The 19847-nt window shown below is 73.7% G+C and carries 6 protein-coding genes; all 6 read left to right on the top strand.

What is annotated here, in order from left to right:
* Nucleotides 1-23 precede the first annotated feature (23 nt).
* A complete protein-coding gene (locus tag RNL97_RS32700; protein ID WP_313751584.1) occupies nt 24-12269 on the top strand; it encodes a non-ribosomal peptide synthetase/type I polyketide synthase in 12246 nt (4081 codons plus the stop codon).
* A 48-nt stretch (nt 12270-12317) separates the two neighbouring features.
* Nucleotides 12318-12836 (top strand): hypothetical protein, encoded by a 519-nt coding sequence (locus tag RNL97_RS32695; protein WP_030590659.1) that lies wholly within the window; start codon nt 12318-12320, stop codon nt 12834-12836.
* Complete coding sequence (locus RNL97_RS32690; RefSeq protein WP_313751583.1) at nt 12806-14254, top strand: hypothetical protein; 1449 nt, start codon at nt 12806-12808, stop codon at nt 14252-14254. The genes RNL97_RS32695 and RNL97_RS32690 overlap by 31 nt, the downstream gene beginning before the upstream one ends.
* The gene (locus RNL97_RS32685; protein ID WP_313751582.1) at nt 14251-15639 is read left to right on the top strand and encodes a VWA domain-containing protein; all 1389 of its coding nucleotides are present in this window, start codon (nt 14251-14253) and stop codon (nt 15637-15639) included. The genes RNL97_RS32690 and RNL97_RS32685 overlap by 4 nt, the downstream gene beginning before the upstream one ends.
* 99 nt (nt 15640-15738) lie before the next feature.
* Nucleotides 15739-16869, top strand: coding sequence for an ATP-binding protein (locus RNL97_RS32680; protein WP_313751581.1), 1131 nt, complete (start codon nt 15739-15741; stop codon nt 16867-16869).
* Nucleotides 16866-19760 (top strand): DUF5682 family protein, encoded by a 2895-nt coding sequence (locus RNL97_RS32675; RefSeq protein WP_313751580.1) that lies wholly within the window; start codon nt 16866-16868, stop codon nt 19758-19760. Before RNL97_RS32680 ends, RNL97_RS32675 begins: the two co-directional genes overlap by 4 nt.
* The last annotated feature ends 87 nt before the right edge of the window (nt 19761-19847 follow it).

Below are 19847 nucleotides of genomic sequence, written 5' to 3'. Positions count from 1 at the left end.
GCGCAGAACGGATCGATCGACCGGTGGAGCACCACATGACACTGCTGGATGTACTGCTGGACGCGGTCCGTGAAGCCCCCGGGCAGATCGTCGTGCATGTCCGTGGCGACGGAAGCGAGCTGACGGTCACGCTGCGCGAACTTCTGGACGATTCTCTGCGGGTGGCCGGCGGCTTCCGGGAGGCGGGCGTCGCGCCCGGGACCTGTGTGCCGTTGCTCGCCGATCGCAGCGAGGACTTCCAGCCGATGTTCTGGGGCGCGGTGGCGGCCGGTCTCGTTCCCGTTCCGCTGGCCGCCGACGCCCGTCGGGTCCTGCCGGTCTGGGAGCGACTGGGGCGGCCTCCCCTCGTTGTGGACGCCTCGACCGCGCCGCTGGTCGATGAGCTTCCCGACGGCGCACGCGCCCTGGCCCTCGATGCCCTGCGCTCCGGGCCGGTGCTGCGGAAACCCGCACCCGGCGGGCGCGACGACGTGGCGTTCCTGCAGTTCTCCTCGGGAAGCACCGGTGCGCCCAAGGGGGTGGAGGTGACGCATCGTGCGGTGCTGGCCAATCTGGAGCAGATACGGGCCGCCTCGGCGCTGAACGCCGACGACGTGCTGGTCAGCTGGATGCCGTACTTCCACGACATGGGGCTCATCGGTACGCATCTCGCTCCGCTGGCCGCCCGGGCCCGGCAGGTCAAGATCGGTCCGCTGTCGTTCGCCAAGCGGCCCCGCCTGTGGTTCGAGGTGGCGGCCCGGCACCGGGCCACGGTGCTCTCGGCGGCCAACTTCGCCTTGGCGCTGGCCGTACGGCGCGTTCCCGACGACGTCCTGGCCCGGCTGGACCTCTCGGCCGTGCGGCTGCTCCTGGTCGGGGCGGAGCCGATCGCGCCCGCGGTGTGGCGTGCCTTCGCTGCCAAGACGCGGCCTGCGGGGCTGGATCCGGCGGCGGCCCAGCCCGTCTACGGCCTGGCGGAGGCGACGCTCGCGGTGACCTTCCCGCCGCCGGGGGAAGTGGCCGAGCCGCTGGTCCTGGACCGGGCGTCGCTCAGCGGTGGCGTGGCGGTGGACGCCGAACCGGGCGAAGACGCGGTCGAGTTGATGGACGTCGGGCGTCCGGTGGCCGGCTGCGCCGTGCGCATCGTCGATGACAAGGGCGATGTCCTCGGGGACCGGCGGGTCGGGCACATCATGGTCTGCGGCCCCCAGCTGGCCCGTGGCTACCACGGCCTTCCCGGCGTGAGCTCGCAGACGTTCACCGAGGGGTGGCTGCGCACCGGTGATCTCGGGTTCCTGCGGGACGGCCGGCTCTGCGTCACGGGCCGGCACAAGGACGTGCTGTTCCTCAACGGCCGCACCTTCCACGCCACGGACCTGGAAGAGGTCGCGGCGGCGACACCCGGGCTGCCCTCCGGCGCCCCGGCGGTGGTCGGTTCGACCGATCCGGTCACCGGTGCGGAGCGCGTCGTGGTTTTCGTCCCCTGGGCGCGGCCCCCTCGCGACGCGCCGGACGTGCTCGAACGCGTCGCGGCGCGGGTGCGCGAGGCGCTGTTGCACGACGATGTGCGGGTGCTGGCCCTGCCGCCGGGGGCGTTCCCCCGTACGACGAGCGGCAAGCTGCAGCGGCGACGGTTGCGGGAGCGTTTCGAGGCCGGTGTGTTCGGGCCCGATGCGATCGCGACGGGCCGGCTGTCGGGGGGTGGGCGGCCGACGGGCGCCGGCGACGGTGCTCTGTCCGCGGAGCCCCGCCCGGAGGTGCCCCGGGCGCGGGCTCGAACCGTCGAGGCCGTCCGTGAGGTGTGGGCGCGCGTGCTGGACCGGCCCACCGGGTCGATCGGTGTGGATGAGTCGTTCGGGAGCCTCGGGGGGACGTCGCTCAAGGCGATGGAGGTCCTGGTGGCGTTGGAGGACGCCTTCGGGGTGACGCTGCCTCCGGCGGTCATCCGCGACCACGGCACGGTGGCCGCCCTCGCCGGCCACCTGCTGAGGGTGGCGCCCGGACCCGCGGCGTCCGCCCCCGAGGCCGGGGAAGCCCCGGAACGCGGGGAAGTCGTCGCAGCGGTCATCGGGATGGCGTGCCGGTTCCCCGGCGCCGACACCCCCGAGGACTTCTGGAACCTGCTCATCGACGGACGTGACGCCATCACCCCCGTACCGTACGGGCGTTGGGACGACGACGCCCGCGGCCGTCAGGCCGCTCCCCGGCAGCGCTGGGCGGGGCTCCTCAAGGACCCGGCCGCCTTCGACGCCGACTACTTCGGTATCGGCGAGGACGAAGCTCGCGCGATCGACCCGCAGGCGCGGCTCTTTCTGGAACTCGCGCACGAGGCACTCGAACGCGCCGGATACGCGGGGCCCCGTCGGCGCGGTCGCCGGGTCGGTGTGTTCGCGGCGGTCGGCGACAGCGGCTACCGCGAGGTCCTGGACCGGGCTTCGGCCGACGGCTCTCCCCCGCCGACCGCGCTCACCGGCAATCTGCCCTCCCTGATCGCCGCCCGCGTCTCGCAGAGCCTCGACCTCGACGGTCCCGCACTCGCCGTGGACACCGCCTGTTCGTCGGGGCTGGTGGCTCTGCATCTGGCCCGGCGCAGCCTGCTGGACGGCGAGTGCGACCTCGCCGTCGTCGGCGGGGTCAACCTCCACCTCACCTCGACCCCGCACCGGCTCCTGGAAGCGGCGCAGGCCCTGTCCCCCACCGGGCGCAGCCGCGCCTTCAGCGCCGACGCGGACGGCTTTGTCCCCGGTGAGGGCGGGGCGGCGATCGTCCTCACCCGTCTCGACGCGGCCCGGCTCGCGGACGGCGAGGTGCTCGCGGTGGTCCGGGGGACGGCCGTCAACAACGACGGCCGGTCGATGAGCCTCATGGCGCCCAATCCGCTGCGGCAGCGCGAGGTCATCACCCGGGCGTACGAGGCGGCGGGCCTCGATCCCGCAGCGGTGACCTATGTGGAGGCCCACGGGACGGGCACAGCCGTCGGCGACCCGATCGAGTTGCGGTCGCTGGCCCACGCGTTTCCCGTACGGCCCGGCGGCGAGCCGCGGTTGCTCGGCTCGGTGAAGACGAACATCGGGCATCTACTGAACGCCGCCGCGCTCCCTGCGCTGGTGAAGGTCGTCCTGGCTCTGGGCCACCGTCGGCTGCCGCCGTCGCTGCACCACACCCCGCCCGCCGCGGGCCTTGCTCCTGCGGGCTTCTGCGTGGTCACCGAGGCTCGGGACTGGACGTCCGCCGGGCCCCTCGTCGCGGGGATCAACGCGTTCGGCTTCGGCGGCACCAACGCCCATGCCGTGCTCGAACAGGCCCCGACCCCGCCGCCGTCGGCCGGCCCGGCCTCGTCGTCGCCGGGTTCCGCGCGGGAAGTCCCTGTCGAGGGGCCTCATCTGCTGACCATCTCGGCGCGGAGTGCGGGTGCGCTCCGGGACGCGGTGGACCGGCTCACCACGCATCTGGAAAGCCGTCCGCGCGTGCGCGAGGGCGACGTCTGCCGGACCGCGAGCACGTCCCGGGACGAGGGGCCCCACCGGCTCGCCGTCGTCGCCGACGGTGATCTACGGGAACGGCTCGCCGATCTCGCCGGAGGGACCGGCGGGGCGGGCGGACGCGCCGGAACAGCCGCGACCCGCGTGCCCGCCGCGAACGTCGTCCGTTCCCGGCCGCGTGTCGTCTTCCTGTTTCCCGGGCAGGGGGCCCAGTCCCCCGGCCAGGACCGGGCGCTGTACCGGACGGCGTCGGTGTTCCGGGAGACGTTCGACGAGGCGTCCGCGCTCCTCGGCCCTGTCTGCGGGCGGCCCCTGCTGGACTGGGGGCTGGACCCGGAGGTGGATCCGGCCGCCCAGGCCATGACCGAGGTGGCCCAGCCGCTCCTCGTCGCCTCCGGGGTGGCGCTCGCCCGCCAACTGCGCACCTGGGGTGTGGAGCCCGAAGCGGTCGTCGGGCACAGCGTCGGGGAGATCACCGCCGCCTGTGTCAGCGGGGTGCTGACGCTCCGGGAGGCGGTGCGCTTCGCGGCCGAACGCGGCCGTCTCATGGGCGTGTTCACCGCTCCCGGCGCCATGCTCGCCGTTCGCGGGGGTGAGGAGGCCGTCGCAGCCGCGATGGCGGAGTCCGGCGGAAGCCTCACCGTGGCCGCGTACAACGGTCCCGGACTCCAGGTCCTGTCCGGGACCGTCTCCGCCGTGGAACGCGCCGCCCTGGACCTCGAAGCCCAGGGCGTCCCCACGCGCCGGCTGCGGGTCTCGCGGGCCTTCCACTCACCCCTGATGCGGCCGGTGGCCGACCGACTCGCCGACGCGGCCCGTGCGCTGACTCCGCGAGCCCCGTCCGTGCCCCTCATGAGCACGGTCACCGCCGCGTGGCAACCGGTCCTCGATCCGGAGTACCTGCGCGACCACGCCGAGCGCCCGGTGCTGTTCGGGGCGGCCGCGGAACGTCTGGCCCGGGAGGGGTACGACACCTTCGTGGAGGTCGGCCACGGGGCGACGTTGTCGGGTTCGGTCCGCGCGGCCACAAGGGCGTACGCGCCGGGTGAGTCCGGCGGCGGCGTCACGGTGGTGTGCGCGCTGGCGGGGCGTTCCGCCGACCGAGCGGCTGACGCGCCCCTGCCCGACGACCGGCACAGCGGGCGCGGAGACCTTCTGGAGACCGTCGGCCGGCTCTGGTCGCTCGGGATGCCGCTGGACCGGACCGCGCTCGACGCGGGCCACCACCGCGTCCCCCTGCCCACCTACCCCTTCCAGCGCCGCCGCTACTGGGCCGATCCGCCCGCGCGTCCCCTCCTGCACCGGGTCCTGTGGGAGGAGGACGCCCTACCCGGAGCGGAAGCGGCGGGGTCCGTGCGTTCGGTGCTGCTGACCGGGCCCCACCCCGCGTCCGTCGACCGGCTCGCCTCGCAACTCTCCGCCGCCGGTGTACGTCGGTACGAAGCGGGTGACGACGGGCGTCCGGATGCCGTGGTCCTGGTGGCCGGGCCTGCCCCCGTCCAGGACACCGGCGACGCCCTCGGCCGGGTCCACGATGCCGCGTCGGCCGCCTTCGGCGAGGCCCTCGCACGGTTCGACGAGACGCACGCGGACCGGCTCCTGGTGGTGACCGAGGACGTGTATGCCACGGGCACCGTACGGGAAAGGCCACGGCCCGCCCATGCCGTCCTCGGCGGCCTCCTGCTGGCGCTGCCGCAGGAGACTCCGCGCGCTGCGGCCACCGCCCTCGACCTCTGCTCGCTGGACACCCCGTCCCAGCGTCTGACGGCCGTGCTGGCCGAGCTGGGGTCCGGTGGTGCCCCGGGCAGCACGACCGTCGTCGCCTGGCGCGCGGGACGACGGCTCACCCGCCGTTTCGTACCGTCGGCAACCGACCCATCAGCACCGGCCGGGGCGACGCCGTCCCCGCTGCCGCCCGACGGCACCTTCCTCATCACCGGGGGCGGCGGCGGAATCGGCGCCGCACTCGCCCGGGACCTCGCGGGCCGGGGCCGGCCCACCCTCATTCTCACCGGGCGCTCCCCCGGGCTTCCCGAGGGGCTGGCCGACGAACTCCGTACACTGGGCGCCACCGTCCACTACCGCGTGGCCGACGTCGCGGTGGAGCGGGATGTCGACGTGCTCCTCGCCGACCTGCCCCGCATCGACGCCCTCTTCCACGCCGCAGGTGTCGTACGACCCGGCACCCTGCGGAACAGGCGCCCGCAGGAGACGGCGGACGCCCTGGCCGCCAAGACCCGGGGCACCCTGCTCCTCTCGCTGGCCCTGCACCGGCACGGAATCGACCCGGCGATCCGCGTCGCCTTCTCCTCCGTGAGTGCCGTGCTGCCCGGACTGGCGGGCGCCCTGGGCGACTACGCCGCTGCCAACGCCTTCCTCGACGCGTTCGCCGCCTCGGAACGGCACGCGGGCAGGCCCTGGCAGTCCGTGAACCTCGCCGCCCTGGCCGGTACGGGCATGGCGGCGGCGCTCGTATCCGGGACGGGAGCGGGTTCCACCACCGTACGGAGCGCCGGGGGGCGGCCCGTTGCTCTCGCTCCCGCACTGGCGGCGCTCCGTACCGCGTGCGGCGTCGACGCGGCACAGCTGCTGCTCGCCGATCCGACGCCGCCCCCGCCGCCCGTGGCCCCGAAATCCCCGGAGCCCCCGACCACGACAACGGAAGTCACGGGAACGGGATCAGGACCGGGTGCGGCGGCTTCGGGCCGTACGTCGGCCGGGGACACCGACATCAGCACGGCCGCGTTGCTTCGGCGCCTGCTGGCCTCGGCGCTGCGACTGCCCGCCACCGAGGTTCCGGACGACGAACCGTTTCTCGCCCTCGGCCTCGACTCGCTCGCCGCCGTCGACCTCGTCAGGCAGCTCGAACGGGAGCTGGGCACGACCCTGCCCGCAACTCTCTTCTTCGAGTACCGGACCGTCGCCGAACTGGCCGCGCACCTCGACAGCACAGCCGCCCTCGTCTCCGCAGCCCTCCCGCGTACGCCGGACCCCGTCCCGGACGGGTCCCCCTTCCCGCTCACCCCCGTCCAACTGGCCCTGCACACCAGCAGCAGGCTCCACCCGGACGTCCCGGCTCACGGATATGTCCGCCAGACCGTCCGCGGCCCCCTGGACATCCGGCTGTTGGGGCGGGCGCTCTCCGCGCTCTCCGACCGGCACACCATGCTGCGGATCCGCATCGAGAACACCGCCGGCACCGAGGACGGGATCGGTTCCGCGTCACCGGTGCAGTACGTCGCGCCGCCCTCCGCCCTGTCCACCTGGTACGAGGTCCGCGAGCTCCCCGGTCGTATCGAAGAGCTGGAAACGGCCCTGTGCAACCGGCCGTTCGACCTCTCCGCCGAGCCTCCCCTGCGGGCGGTCCTCGCGCGGGAGAGCGCCGAGCTGTCCCATCTGGTGCTGGTGATCCACCACGCGGCCGGGGACGGATACAGCCTCAACGTCCTCGCCGGGGAGCTGTGGTCGCTCTACACCGCCTTCGCCCACGGGGACGCACCGGCACTGCCCGCGCTCGGCATCGACTTCGGGCAGTACGCGGCCGCTGCCGCCGAACAGCGGTCCTCCACGGACGGCGTGCGCGAACTCGCCGCCGACCGACGGTACTGGGCCCGCCGGCTGGCCTCCCGTGGCGAGCCGCTCCCCCTGCCGTACGACGGTGATCCGTGCGCCCTTCCCTCGGCTCCTCTGACGACACGTCAAAGCAGTCTCGACCCCGCGCTGACCGCCGCGTTGGAGAAGCGGGCCGCCGATCAGGGAGTGAGCCTCTTCCATCTGCTGCTCGCCGTGCACGTGCGCTGTCTGGCCCGGTGGAGCGGGCAGCGGGAGATCGCGGTGAACGTCGCCCGCGCCCGCCGCGACGACCGGCTGGCGGGCCTGGACCGGCTCGTGGGGCCGCTCGCCGACACCCTCCCCCTGCTGTGTTCGACGGACCCGGACGAGTCCGTCGGGGCCCTGGCCGAACGGCTGGCGGGGATCTGGCTGGAGAGCGAGCGGCACGCCGGCCTCACCGGCCTGGACCTGGCACGGCTGCTGCCGACGGACCCGGCCGGGCCCGGCCCCCGGACGGTCAGCCCGGCCGGCTTCAGCTTCTCGCGCTTCCCCGCCGCCCTCGACGAACGGTGCCCGGTGAGCGTGCGGCCGACCGCCGCCGGCACCGCCACCGCCGCGACCCGGCTGAGCCTGCTGTGCTGGCAGGACGAGGCGGTCCTGCGCTTCTCGTGGAACTTCCCCGTCCGGCTCTTCGCCCCGGAGACGGTGGCCCGCCTGGACCGTGACTTCCACGACGAGTTGGCCGCAACGGTCCTCACGGCGGCCGCCGCGCCCCTTCCGGCCGCCGGTTCCGCCACGCTCGTACGCCGGCTCGTCGAGCGGTTCCGCGCCACCCCGGACGCGGTCGCCGTCGACACCGGCGCCGCCACCCTGACGTACGGCGAACTCGACCGTGCCTCGCAGGCCCTCGCGGCCTCTCTTCTCGCCCGCGGCGTCACCCCGGGCAGCCTCGTCGGGCTCCTCACCGAGCCCGGCGCCGACACCGTCGTGGCCGTCGTCGCGGCCCTGCGCGCCGGGGCGGGCTGGGTTCCGTTGGACGCCGGGCACCCGACCGCGCGCCTGGTCGACCAGCTCACGCGCTCCGGAGCTCGTGCGGTGCTCTGCCACGCAGCGACCCGAGCGGTCGGGGACACGCTCGGCGACGTGACCCTGGTGCCCGTCGACGGACCGGAGCCGCCCCTCCCGCGGGATCAGGATGTTGTGCGGTACGGGAACGGGGCGCCCCCTGCGCCAGGCGGCCCGGTCGGCACCGACTCCACCACCGCCGTCTGCGTGGACACGCACGCCGACGCCGACAGCATCGCGTACGTGATCTTCACCTCCGGGTCCACCGGCCGACCCAAGGCCGTGCCCATCACCCACCGGTCCATGGAGAACTACCTCGACTGGGCGATCGGCACCTTCGGCTACGACGAGCACGACCGGCTCGCCCAGACGGCGTCCCCCTGCTTCGACGCCTCCGTCCGCCAGCTCCTCGCCCCGCTGCTCGTCGGCGCCACCGTGGTCACGGTCGACTGGGACCTGTTGCGCGACCCCGACCGTCTGCTGACCTACGTCGAACGCCGCCGGATCACCGTCTGGAGCTCCGTTCCCACGCTCTGGGAACAGCTCCTCAGCGCCTCCGAGGCACGGGTACGAACCGGCGCGGCGCTGCCGGACCTGTCCGCGCTGCGGTGGGTCCATGTCGGCGGCGAGGCCCTGTCACCCGCGCACGTACGCCGCTGGTTCGACCTCTTCGGCGACGGTCAGCGCATCGCCAACCTGTACGGCCCCACCGAGGCCACCATCAACACGAGCTGCCACATCATCCGCGACCGGCCCGACGACCGGATACGGCGACTGCCCATCGGCCGCCCGGTGTCGGGTACGGAGGTGGAGGTCGTCGGTCCCGACGGGGAGGCGCTGCGGCCCGGCGAGGCCGGCGAACTCCTCATCGCCGGCATCGGTCTGACCCCGGGGTACCTCGGCGAACCGGCCCTGACCGAGGCCGCGTTCACCGTTCGGCACGGGCGGCGCTGGTACCGAAGCGGCGACCGGGCGCGGTGGTCCGAGGACGGCACCCTGGAGTTCCTCGGGCGGCTGGACGACCAGGTGAAGATCCGGGGCAACCGGGTCGAGCCGGGCGAGATCGAAGCGGTGCTCCAGTCGCATCCCGATGTCACCCACGCCGTCGTTCTCGCGGAGGACGGGCGCCTCACCGCATTCGTGACGCCCGGGCCCGGATCGTCGCATGCATCCGGAGCCTGCGATTCGTCCGGAGCGGATGCCGTGGCGCTGCGGCGTCATCTAGCGGAGTCGCTGCCCGCGTACATGATTCCGTCCCGGATCACCCGTGTCGCCACGATGCCGCTCACGGGCACGGGCAAGATCGACCGGCGTGCGCTGCCGGCCCTCGGCGAAACGCCGCCCCGTTCACCGTCCCCTGCGCCGGCGACCCGTACCGCACCCCGCACGCCGACCGAGATCCGGCTCGCCGTCATCTGGTCCGCGCTGCTCCAGGCCGAGGACGTGTGCCGCGAGGACGACTTCTTCGTCCTGGGCGGTGACTCCCTGCTCGTACTGGAGGTGTTCGCCCGGCTGGAGAGGCAGGGCGGGCCGCTCCCCCGGCCGACCGTCATCTACCGCAACCGTACGCTCGCGGCCCTCGCCGCCGCCGTGGACGCGGCGGCGGCCGAAGCCTCTGACAACGCGGCCGATACCGCCGCTGGTGCCTCCGCCGACGCCGTCGCTGGTGCCGGGGCCCTCACGCCCTTCCCGCTCACCCCCACCCAACGGGGGTTCCTGCTGGCCGAGGCCATCGCGCCGGGCACGACGTCGTCCTGGCTCGCACGGTTCCGCCTTCGCGGCCGCCTCGACACCGCCGGCTTCCAGGGGGCGGTGGACTCGCTCGTCGTGCGCCACCCGATGCTGCGCACGGTCTTCCCGGCCGGGGCGCGCCCGGCCGTCCAGCAGGAGCTGCCCTCCTCACTGCGCCTGCCGGTCGACTTCGAGACCCTCACCGACCCGGGGCAGGTGGAGGGGCGCGTCACCGCCGAGCGGGCGCGCCGTTTCGAACCCTGGGCCTGGCCCCTGCTGCGCCTGCGGGTGCTCACCGTCGGCCCGGACGAACACGTCCTGGTGGCACACGCCCACCACATCATCGGCGACGGATACAGCGCCGCGCTCCTGGTACGCGAGCTGATCACCGTGTACGACGCCCTGTCGCGGGGCGACGTACCGGCTCGGGCGCCGTTGCGCAGTACCTTCCGCGACCACGCCGTCCGCCTCGCGGCACGCTCAGTCCCGCCCGCCGTACCCCCCACGGCCCCGTCCCGCGAGGACCGGTGGGTCCGGCTGAGCGCCCCCTACCGGCCGCCCGTACTCTCCGCCGGTACGGACACCGGCGCTCGGCCGGGCACCCCGGCGAACCCGCTGTTCCACACGCACGGGTTCACGGTCGACGCCGACCAGGTGGATGCGCTGCGCGGACTCGCCGCGCGCGGCGGAACCACCCTCCACGCCCCCGTGCTCACCGCCTACTACCGGGCGCTCGCAGCCACCACGGGCCGGGCGGATCTGGTCCTCGGTCTCGCGGTGAGCGGCCGGGACGACGCCCTGCCCGACGTACACCGCGTGTTCGGCCCCTTCGCCACGGCTGTTCCGCTCCGGCCCGCGGGTCCGGCGTCGGGGCGCAAGGACGGCACGGGGTTCGAGGACGACCTGCGGCGCCTCGCCACGGAGGCCGCCGAGGCGCGGGCGTACGAGGGGGCCGTGCCCTCGCTTCCCAACGGGCTGCCCCTGGCATCGCAGTTCTTCTTCACCTATCTGGATTTCTCCGCCCTGGGCCCGGAGAGCGGAGAGGCGCTGACGCTCAGCCGGGAGGACGGCAACAGCGTGTACACGCCACCTCCGGCCGGTACGGATGTGTTCCTGTCCGCCGGTCCGGAGGGCGGGCGGCTGAGGGTCACCGTTCGCGCGGTGGCCACGGCGTTCACCCCGGAGGCGCTGGCCGCGTTCGCGGACGCCGTACGCGAGGGTCTGGCGCGCGCGGCGGCCTCGCTCGTGCCCGGGACAGGTACCGACGGGTTCGACGGGTCGGGTCGCCCCGGCCGGCTCGGCGAGCCGGACCGCTTCGGCCGCAACGAGCCGGTGGACGCCGCGCTCGTCGGCTATCTGCCGCCCCCCGCCGACCTCGCCCGGCAGGCGGGTCTGCCGGAGGGGGCGTTGCCGCGCGAGGAGTTGCGGACCTGGCTGTTCCCCGACGGACGGCCGCGGCTCCTGGAGACGCTGCGTACGCCGCTGGGCCGTTCGGGGTTCGTGTGCGTCCCGCTGTTCGCGGACGAACTCGCCCCCGGCGCCGCCCTGCTCGGGCACACCACGCGCGGGGTGGAGCTCGCCTCGTCCCTGGGGGCGCGGACCGTGTCCCTGGCCGGAATGATCCCCTCGCTCACCGGCTACGGCTTCGACGTTCTGCGGGCCGTCGGAACGACGGACGCGGTTCCTTCCATCACCACCGGTCACGCGGCGACCGTCGTGTCCGTCGTCAGGACCGTGCACGCCGCTCTCTCCGCGACGAGGCAGCGGCTGGGCTCCCTGACGGTCGCGGTCGTGGGGCTCGGCTCGATCGGCTCCTCGTCGCTGGAGCTGCTGCTCACGCTGGCCGAGGAACCGCCCGCCCGGCTGCTGCTCTGTGACGTACCGGGCAGCGGGCGACGTCTCAAGGAACTGGCCGACAGCCTTCTGGAACGCGGCCTCGCCGGGGTAGTGGAGGTGGTCGAGTCGGCTCACGGGCTGCCCGACGCCGTGTACGGGGCCCGTCTGATCGTCGCGGCGGTCAGCGGGGGCGGCACGCTCCTGGACATCGACCGTCTCGCCCCGGGGGCGACGGTGGTCGACGACTCGTTCCCGCACTGCTTCGACACGTCGCGCGCCTTCGGGCGGATGGAACGGGCGAGGGACGTCCTGGTCGTCGGGGGCGGGCTGCTGAGCACCGGGCCCGCCGAGCGGCAGGTGGCCGGGGGGCTGCCGCCTGCCGCGGTGGCCGGCTATCTGGCGCAGCCGATGGTGGCGGACGCCATCGCGTCCTGCCGGCTGGAGTCCTTGCTCCACGCCTCGGGCGCCGCGGTGCCGCTCGTCCGCGGTCCGGTCGACGCGGCCACCGGGCTGGCCTACTGGGAGGCGGCGGAGGCGGCCGGCATCCGGGCGGCGCCCCTGCATCTGCTCACCCGCACCATCGGGCCGGGGATGATCGACGGCGTTGTCAGTGGTCGGGGTTAAGTTCGTCGATGTCCCGCCGCGAGGGCGTGGACATCCCCTTTCGCATGCATGGGAGTTGGCGCGTTGTCGCTCTGGGAGCAGTCGAGTACCGCGCGGGTGATGGCGCCCGCGCGCCCGCGGAAGCTGGCCAAGGTGCCGTTCGTCGAACTGGCCGACGGGCGGTTGCAGGGGGTCGTCTCCAGCGGGTCGGACATCGGGCGGGTGTATGTGTCGTCGGTGGCGGCGCGGACGTACGCGTTCGCGTGCAGCACCAACAACAACCGGCCCTGCGGCGGTGCGCGCGGCATGTTCTGCAAGCACATCCAGGCGCTCGTCGCCGAGGCGGTGCTGCAGTACGGCGCCGAGCGCGTCGCCCGCTATCTCGCGGTGGAGCCCCCGGACGGGGAACCGGACGCCCAGTCCCTCACCGCCGCCATGACCGCGACGCGGCCGGTGAAGGACGACTCCTCGGCGGCCGCCCAGGTGTTCAGCCGGTTCCTGCGGCACCTCGCCTATCTCGAACTGGCCCCGGTCACTTCGCCGTTGCCCGAGATGCAGTGGTTCCCGCCGACGCGGGCGGTGGCCTGATGCGCGGCGATCTGCTGGCCGATCCGGTCGAGGGGCTCGACGAGGCGCTCGCCGCCGTGGACGCGTTCGACGGGGCGCTGGTGGCCGGTCTGCTGCGGCCGGGGGCCGCGCAGGCGGCCGCGGTTGCCGGGCTCGCCGAGGCCGTGGCCGGGACGCCGTTGGCCGCGCGGGTCGCGGAGGCGGCCGAGCGGGCGGCGGCCGGGGCCGCCGTGGAGGACCACTTCGTGGCGCTGGCCGCCGCGCGCAGCGCCCTGCTCGGTTCCGTGCACGACGCGTTGGCACTGCGTATCGGCGAGGCTGTCGGCAGGCCCGTCCCTGAGGAGGGGTCCTCCCCGGACGTCGCCGAGGGGGAGTCGTCTCCGCCCGCCGGGCCGGAGCATGCGCCGAATCTCCTCGCGGCGGCCCGCAGTTGGCTGTGCGACCTCGCGCGCAGCGGCTGGCGGGGCATCGACCGCGAGCTGGTCGCCGGGGCCGCCCCGGTGGTCTCCGCGATGCTGCCCGATCCGGCGCTGCGCCGCCGGGCGACGCTGCTCGACGGGTTCGCCGCCGAGCTCGCCGCGTCCTGCCCGGGGACGACCCTGGAGCGCGTTCCGGTGCGCCGCTGGGCCGACCTGTGGGCGCGCGGCCTGCTGTTGACGGTGCCGGGCTCCGCCGGGGAGCGGCCCGGGGGCCCGGTGACCGGTCGGCTGCTGCCTCTCGGCATCGATGTGCAGGAACATGCGACGGCCGTCCAGGCCCAGGTCCATGCCGTGTTCGAACCGGCGGACGGGGGCGCGCCCCGGCTGGTGCGCGCCGGGGTGTCGGCGCCGAAGCCCGACACGGTCGTCGGGGCCGGGCTGTGGCAGCTGCTGCGTCCCCGGATGTCGTTGCTCGGTGCCGTGAGCGAGGGCCGCTCGATGGAGCTGGACGCCATGCCGGTGACCGCCGAGGGGGATCTGGTCTGGGACGACGAGCGGGCCCGTGCGGGTGAGCCGGCCGATCCCTTCGCCACGGCGCGGGTGAGGCTGTCCGCCGCGACGTCCGCCCGGGTCGCCCCGCTGGACCGGCATCCCGTGCGGATCGCCGTGCCGGTGCTGGTCGAGGGGTATGCCGCGCACAGTGAGGAGGGCCGGCTCGCGTTCGATCTCGCCGGGCGGCGGCTGGCCGTGGACACCGACCGGATGCCCGCCGCCGGTCCGCTGACGCCCGAGGCGGTCGCCGCCTCCCACGCCTGTGTCGGGCTGCTGCGCTGGGACGCCGGGGAGTTCCTTCTCCAGCCCCTCGCGGTCGAGGCGACCGTCCGGAAGAAGACCATCGCCGTGCACGCCGGGGCGTGGGCGGGCGGCACCACCGACAAGGCCGGTGTCCGGGCGGAGAAGGCCGCCACCGATGCCGTCGCCGTGCTGCGCGAGCGCGCCGGAAGGCTGTTGCGGAAATGACCGAGGACCTCACCGGGCAGTCGCCCGGCCCTACCGTTGGACTGTCCCCGGCCGGGCCCGACCCGTACGAGAACCGCCGTCAGGTGCTGTACTGGCGGCTCCTGGCCCGTCTCCTCGACGGCGAGGAGCAGCCCGCCCTGGAGTCGGCGAGCCTTGGGGTGGTCGAGGACATCGGCCTGCCGTCCGCGCTGCTGGATCCCGGGGCGTCGCTCGACTCGGTCGTGCAGCGCCATCCGGAGCTGGCCGCCGAGTTCGACGGGCTGATGGTGCCGCCGGACGCTGCGGACGGCTCCCGTGACCGGGCGGCGGAAGTGCGGCGTGCCGCGCTGGTGTCGAAGGTGCTGCTCAATGTCTTCGCGACCGGGTCGAGCGCGGTGACCGCCGAGCAGTTGGCGCGCTGGCAGTCGGACGCGGGATGGCTGGAGCGTGCGCTGGGCTGTCCGCCGGGCGGGCTTCGCGGCGGGCGCGCCGGAGGCGTGGGCCTGGACGCCGGCGGTCTCCGGCCGGAGTTGGCGGCGATCGAGGCGGACCTCGTGGGGCGCATGCGGTTGCGGGAGGTGCTGGCCGATCCGGCGCTGGCCGCGCGGCTGACGCCCAGCATGTCGCTGATCGAGCAGTTGCTGCGGGACAAGGGCAATCTGTCGGGTGTTGCCCTGGCCAACGCGAAGTCCCTCATCCGCCGTTACGTCGACGAGGTGGCCGATGTGCTGCGTACGCAGGTGGAGAAGGCCACCGTCGGCGAGCTGGACCGTTCGGTGCCGCCCAAGCGCGTCTTCCGCAACCTCGACCTGGACCGCACGATCTGGAAGAACCTCACCAACTGGAGTCCGGAGGAGGAGCGGCTGTACGTGGACCGCCTCTACTACCGGCACACGGTGCGCAGGACGACACCGCAGCGGTTGATCGTCGTGGTGGACCAGTCCGGTTCGATGGTCGACTCGATGGTGAACTGCACCATTCTCGCCTCGATCTTCGCCGGGCTGCCGAAGGTCGACGTCCATCTCATCGCCTACGACACCCGCTCGATCGATCTGACGCCGTGGGTGCACGACCCGTTCGACGTGCTGCTGCGCACGAATCTCGGCGGGGGCAACGACGGCCCCGTCGCGATGGCGATGGCGCGCCCGAAGATAGCCGAGCCGAAGAACACCGTCATGGTGTGGATCTCCGACTTCTACGAGTTCGACCGCTCTCAGCCGCTGTTCGAAGGCATCGAGGCCGTCCACCGCTCCAGGGTGAAGTTCATCCCCGTCGGCTCGGTGACCAGCTCCGGCCGGCAGGAGGTCAACCCGTGGTTCCGGGAGCGGTTCAAGGCCCTGGGCACACCCGTGGTCTCCGGGCACATCAACAAGCTCGTGCACGAACTCAAGACGTTCCTCACCTGAGCCCTGCGGGGTGTGGCCGCCGCCTGTCAACGCGCGCACTCCCCGCCGTGTCCCCCTCTTCTTCCCTCACTCTCTCGCCTGTTCAGAAAGGCTTCTTTGATGTCCGACGTGTTGCGTGCCCCCGCCGAGACCAAGTACGCCGAGGAGCTCGACTGGCTGGAGTCGATCGACGACAGCCCCAAGCCGTTCTCCTGGCGGCTCTCGCCGAAGATGGTCCGGCTGTTCATCCTGGGGTCCGAGCGCGCCGACGGCCTGGACCGCGAGATCTCGCAGAAGTGGTTCGGCGACCGGAGCTTCGTCGAGCGCTCGATCGTCACCCTCGCCTCCGACCGGGGTCTGCTGCTGATAGGAGACCCAGGCACCGGAAAGAGCTGGCTGGCCGAGCTGCTGTCCGCCGCGATCTCCCGCAACTCCACGCTGGTGGTGCAGGGTACGGCCGGGACGACCGAGGACCACATCAAGTACGCGTGGAACGTGTCCATGGTCATCGCCAAGGGGCAGTCGCGTGAGTCGATGATCCCGTCGCCGATCATGACCGCGATGGAGACGGGCACCATCGGCCGCTTCGAGGAACTGACCCGCTCCACCAGCGATGTCCAGGACGCGCTGATCTCGATCCTCTCGGAGAAGTACATCTCCGTCCCCGAGTTGCAGAGCGACGGCACGGACGCGGGCGACAACATCGTCTTCGCGAAGCCGGGTTTCTCGATCATCGCGACCGCCAACAGCCGCGACCGGGGTGTGAACGACCTGTCGTCCGCGCTGAAGCGCCGCTTCAACTTCGTGCGTATCCCGGTCGTGACGAACAGGAAGAGCGAGGCGGAGATCGTCCGCTTCCGCACCGAGGAACTGCTGCGCCGTCACGCGATCGACCTGGACGTGCCGCCGACGCTCCTCGACGTCCTGCTCCAGAGCTTCGCCGATCTGCGGGCCTCGGCCGCGGCCGCGGGCAGCGACGACGAGAAGCTGGAGTCCTCGCTGTCGACGGCGGAGCAGATCGGTGTGCTGGAGGACGCCGTCCTGCACAGCAACTTCTTCGGCGAGCGCACGCTGACCGCCCGGACGCTGGCCTCCTCGCTCGTCGGCTCCCTCGCCCGGCGCGACCCCGAGGACCTGGCCATCTTCAACAAGTACCTGCACGGTGTCGTCGAGCCGCGCAGCAAGCAGGAGGGCGGCTCCTGGCCGGAGTTCCTGGACGGCGGCCGCGACACGATCGCCACGCTGTCATGACCGGCTCCCCCGCCAACGGTCCCGGCCGGACACCCTCCGCGAACGGATCCGCCCCGACCTCCGCGAACAGCCCTGGGCAGGCGTCCTTCGCGGCGCTGCGCGAGCAGCTGCACGAGGCCGCGACCGCCTTCGCCGACAGACCCGGCGCCCTGGAGGGCATCCTCCTGGGCATGGTCGACGACGTCGACCGGGCGGTGCGCGAACCGCTGGAGATCTTCCCGGTCTGCCACCATTCGCCCGCCTCCGCGCTCGCCATGGCCCGCCGGCTGCGCGAGAAGCAGCCCAAGGTCGTGTATCTGGAGCTGTGCGAGGACATGGCGCCGCTCCTGAGCGAGCTGCGCAACTGCCGGCTGCCGGTGGCGGTCCAGGCCTTCGCGAGCGACGTCGACGGGTTCCCCGCCGCATGGGCGCCGCTCTCGGTCGTCGCCCCGATCACCGAGGCGTCCGCCGAGTACCAGGCCATCGCGTACGCACTGGACACCCCGGGTGTCGAGCTGGTCCTCGTCGACCGGTCCTCGGACCATGTCTTCCAGTGGGACAGCCGCCACGGCGAGCGCGCCCCGCAGGAGCCGTCCGCTCCGGCGGACGGGGTGCCCGATCCCGAGGCCGCGCTGCACGGTGAGGCGGTCGGTGTGGAGATCGGCGACCTGCGGCCCCGCTTCGCCGAGCTGGAGGAGCATCTGCTGCGCCACGGCAAGGTGCGGCACTGGTCGGAGTGGTGGCACCAGTACGTCGAGGTGCCGCTCGGCGACAGCGATCACGACGCCTACCGCCAGGTGATGTTCCTCGTCGGCAGCCTGTTCCGGCGGCTCGCTCCCGGTGACGGGGACCGGGTCCGGGTGGACGAGGACCGTGAGCGGTACATGTGGACCCGGATCCGCGAGCACCTGGCGGCCGGCGGGGCGGACCCGGAGGACTGCCTGTATGTGTGCGGTGCCTTCCACGCGGCCAGCCGGGTCGAGGAGTTCGGGGTGGCGGGCGGCGGACCGTTCACCATCTCCCCCCGGTCCGCCACCACCTGGCAGCACGGGCTGATCCCGTCCAGCCACGCGGCGATCGAGGCGCAGTTCGGGCTGGCTCCGGGGTCGGTGTCGATCGCCGCGACGCAGTGGGCGAAGAACCTCAAGCGCACCCGGGTGCAGCCCTACCGGCTGGCCGGGCAGGACGGCGCGAAGAAGCCCCGCGCGACGAAGAAGGCGGCCCCGGCCGTCGCCGCTCCCCCACGGGAGGCGGCCGGGGACCGGCTCTCCGGGTTCCTGCGGCGGCCGCCGGTCCTCGACACGCTGGACGAGGCCGAGCTGCTGGGCTGGTCGGTGGAGATCGTGCGCGCCGCACGACGCAGTGGCTATCTGGCGTCCACCGCCGACGCCATCGCGGTGTTCGAGACGTCGATCCTGCTCGCCGGGATGCGGGACCGGGCCAAGCCCACCCCGTACGACTTCCAGGACGCGGCGATCACCTGCATCGAGAAGGACGCGGTGCCGGGCCGGCGCGACGTGCGGCGTCTCGTCGAGATCATGATGGGCGGCGACCGGATCGGCCGGGTGGGTTACGACGCGCTGCCGCCACTGGCCCGCGATGTGCACGACCGGCTCGCCCCGTTGGAGTTGAAGCTCCAGCAGCGGGGGGTGCAGCGTGCCCTGCTGGACATGAACTCCCGCCCGGAGCTGAGGGCGTGCTCGGACGTGCTGTGGATGCTGCGCCGGCTGATGCCGCACGGCGCGGCCCGGCCGATCATGGGTGAACGGAAGCTCGGCGAGCGGTCGATCCAGGAGTCGTGGGACCTGGCGCTGGGCACGCATCAGCGGGCGCTCATCGAGCTCGGGTACGAGGGCGTGAGCATCGAACAGGTCCTCGAACAGCGGCTGCGCCGCGATGCGTACGGGCCGCGGGCGACGACGGCCGGGGTCCTCGCCGCCGTCGAGGACGCCACGCTGCACCTCGGCAGCCGTCGGCTCGCCGACGAGCTGGGCGCTCGCGCCCTGGAGGTCCTCGCCGCCGAGCGCACGGTGGACGGGGCCCCGGAGGTGCTGCGCCGGGTGCGGGGGCTGCTGGCGTACTACCGGACGGCCGAGCCGGTGCTGCCGCCGTGGGTGGAGTCGTTCGTCAAGGCCGGTTACGCGCACTACTGCACCTTGCTGCCGACGGCGTTCACGGACGAGGACGCGACCGTGGGGCAGGTGGCGGCGATGCTGGGCTTCCTGTTCAGCATGGAGAGCCTCGCGCTGTCCCTGGGCTGCGACCGGGCCCAGCTGGAGCTGGCCGTCGCCCAGTCCCGCCCCACGGACCCGGAGCGGACGGCGCTCCTGTGGGCGGCGCAGGTGCAGCTCGGCGCCCTGTCGCGGGCCGAGTTGCGGGAGCGCTGCGGTGAGCTCCTGGCCAACCCGATGGTGGTGCCCGCCTATCCGCGCTATCTGAGCGGCTTCGTGCACGCGTTGGTGCCGGTGCCGGGACTGGCGGACGTGGTGGTGGAGGCGGTGTCCAACGCGTTCGGGCGGCTGCCGGACCCGGTTCTGCTGCCATGGCTGCCGAGCCTGATCACGACCCTGCGCGCCGGAGCCGCGGACCTGGCCCCGGTGTTGATCCGGGAGGCGGGGCAGATCTTCCCGGCCCGCCTCCCGGCACTGGACGCGTGGGTGCCGCCGTGGCGGGAGGTGCCGGAGGGCGGTGCGCCGGACGGCGGCCGGGTGCGGGCGGCCGGTGGCGGGAGCCGTGGCACCGCGCTGCTCTTCGCCCACCCGGGGACGCTCGACGCGGTCGCGGAGCTGCTGGGCTGCGAGGGCGCGTGGGTCGCCTCCGACGAGGGTCCGGCGGGCCCGGCCGGCGCTGCACTGACGGCCCGTCACCCGGATACCGCGATCGCGTGGGAGTCGCTGCTCTCGGGCGCGTGAGGGTGGCGCGTGGTGCCAGGGCGGTCCGAGCCGCCCCGGCACCGCGCGTCCGCCGCCCGGATCCCGGAGCCGCGCCCTCGGCCCCTC

The sequence above is a fragment of the Streptomyces parvus genome (genome assembly GCF_032121415.1).
Classification (GTDB): domain Bacteria; phylum Actinomycetota; class Actinomycetes; order Streptomycetales; family Streptomycetaceae; genus Streptomyces; species Streptomyces globisporus_A.
Note: the sequence above shows the minus strand (reverse complement) of the source record. Positions and strands in the feature narration are given on the sequence as shown.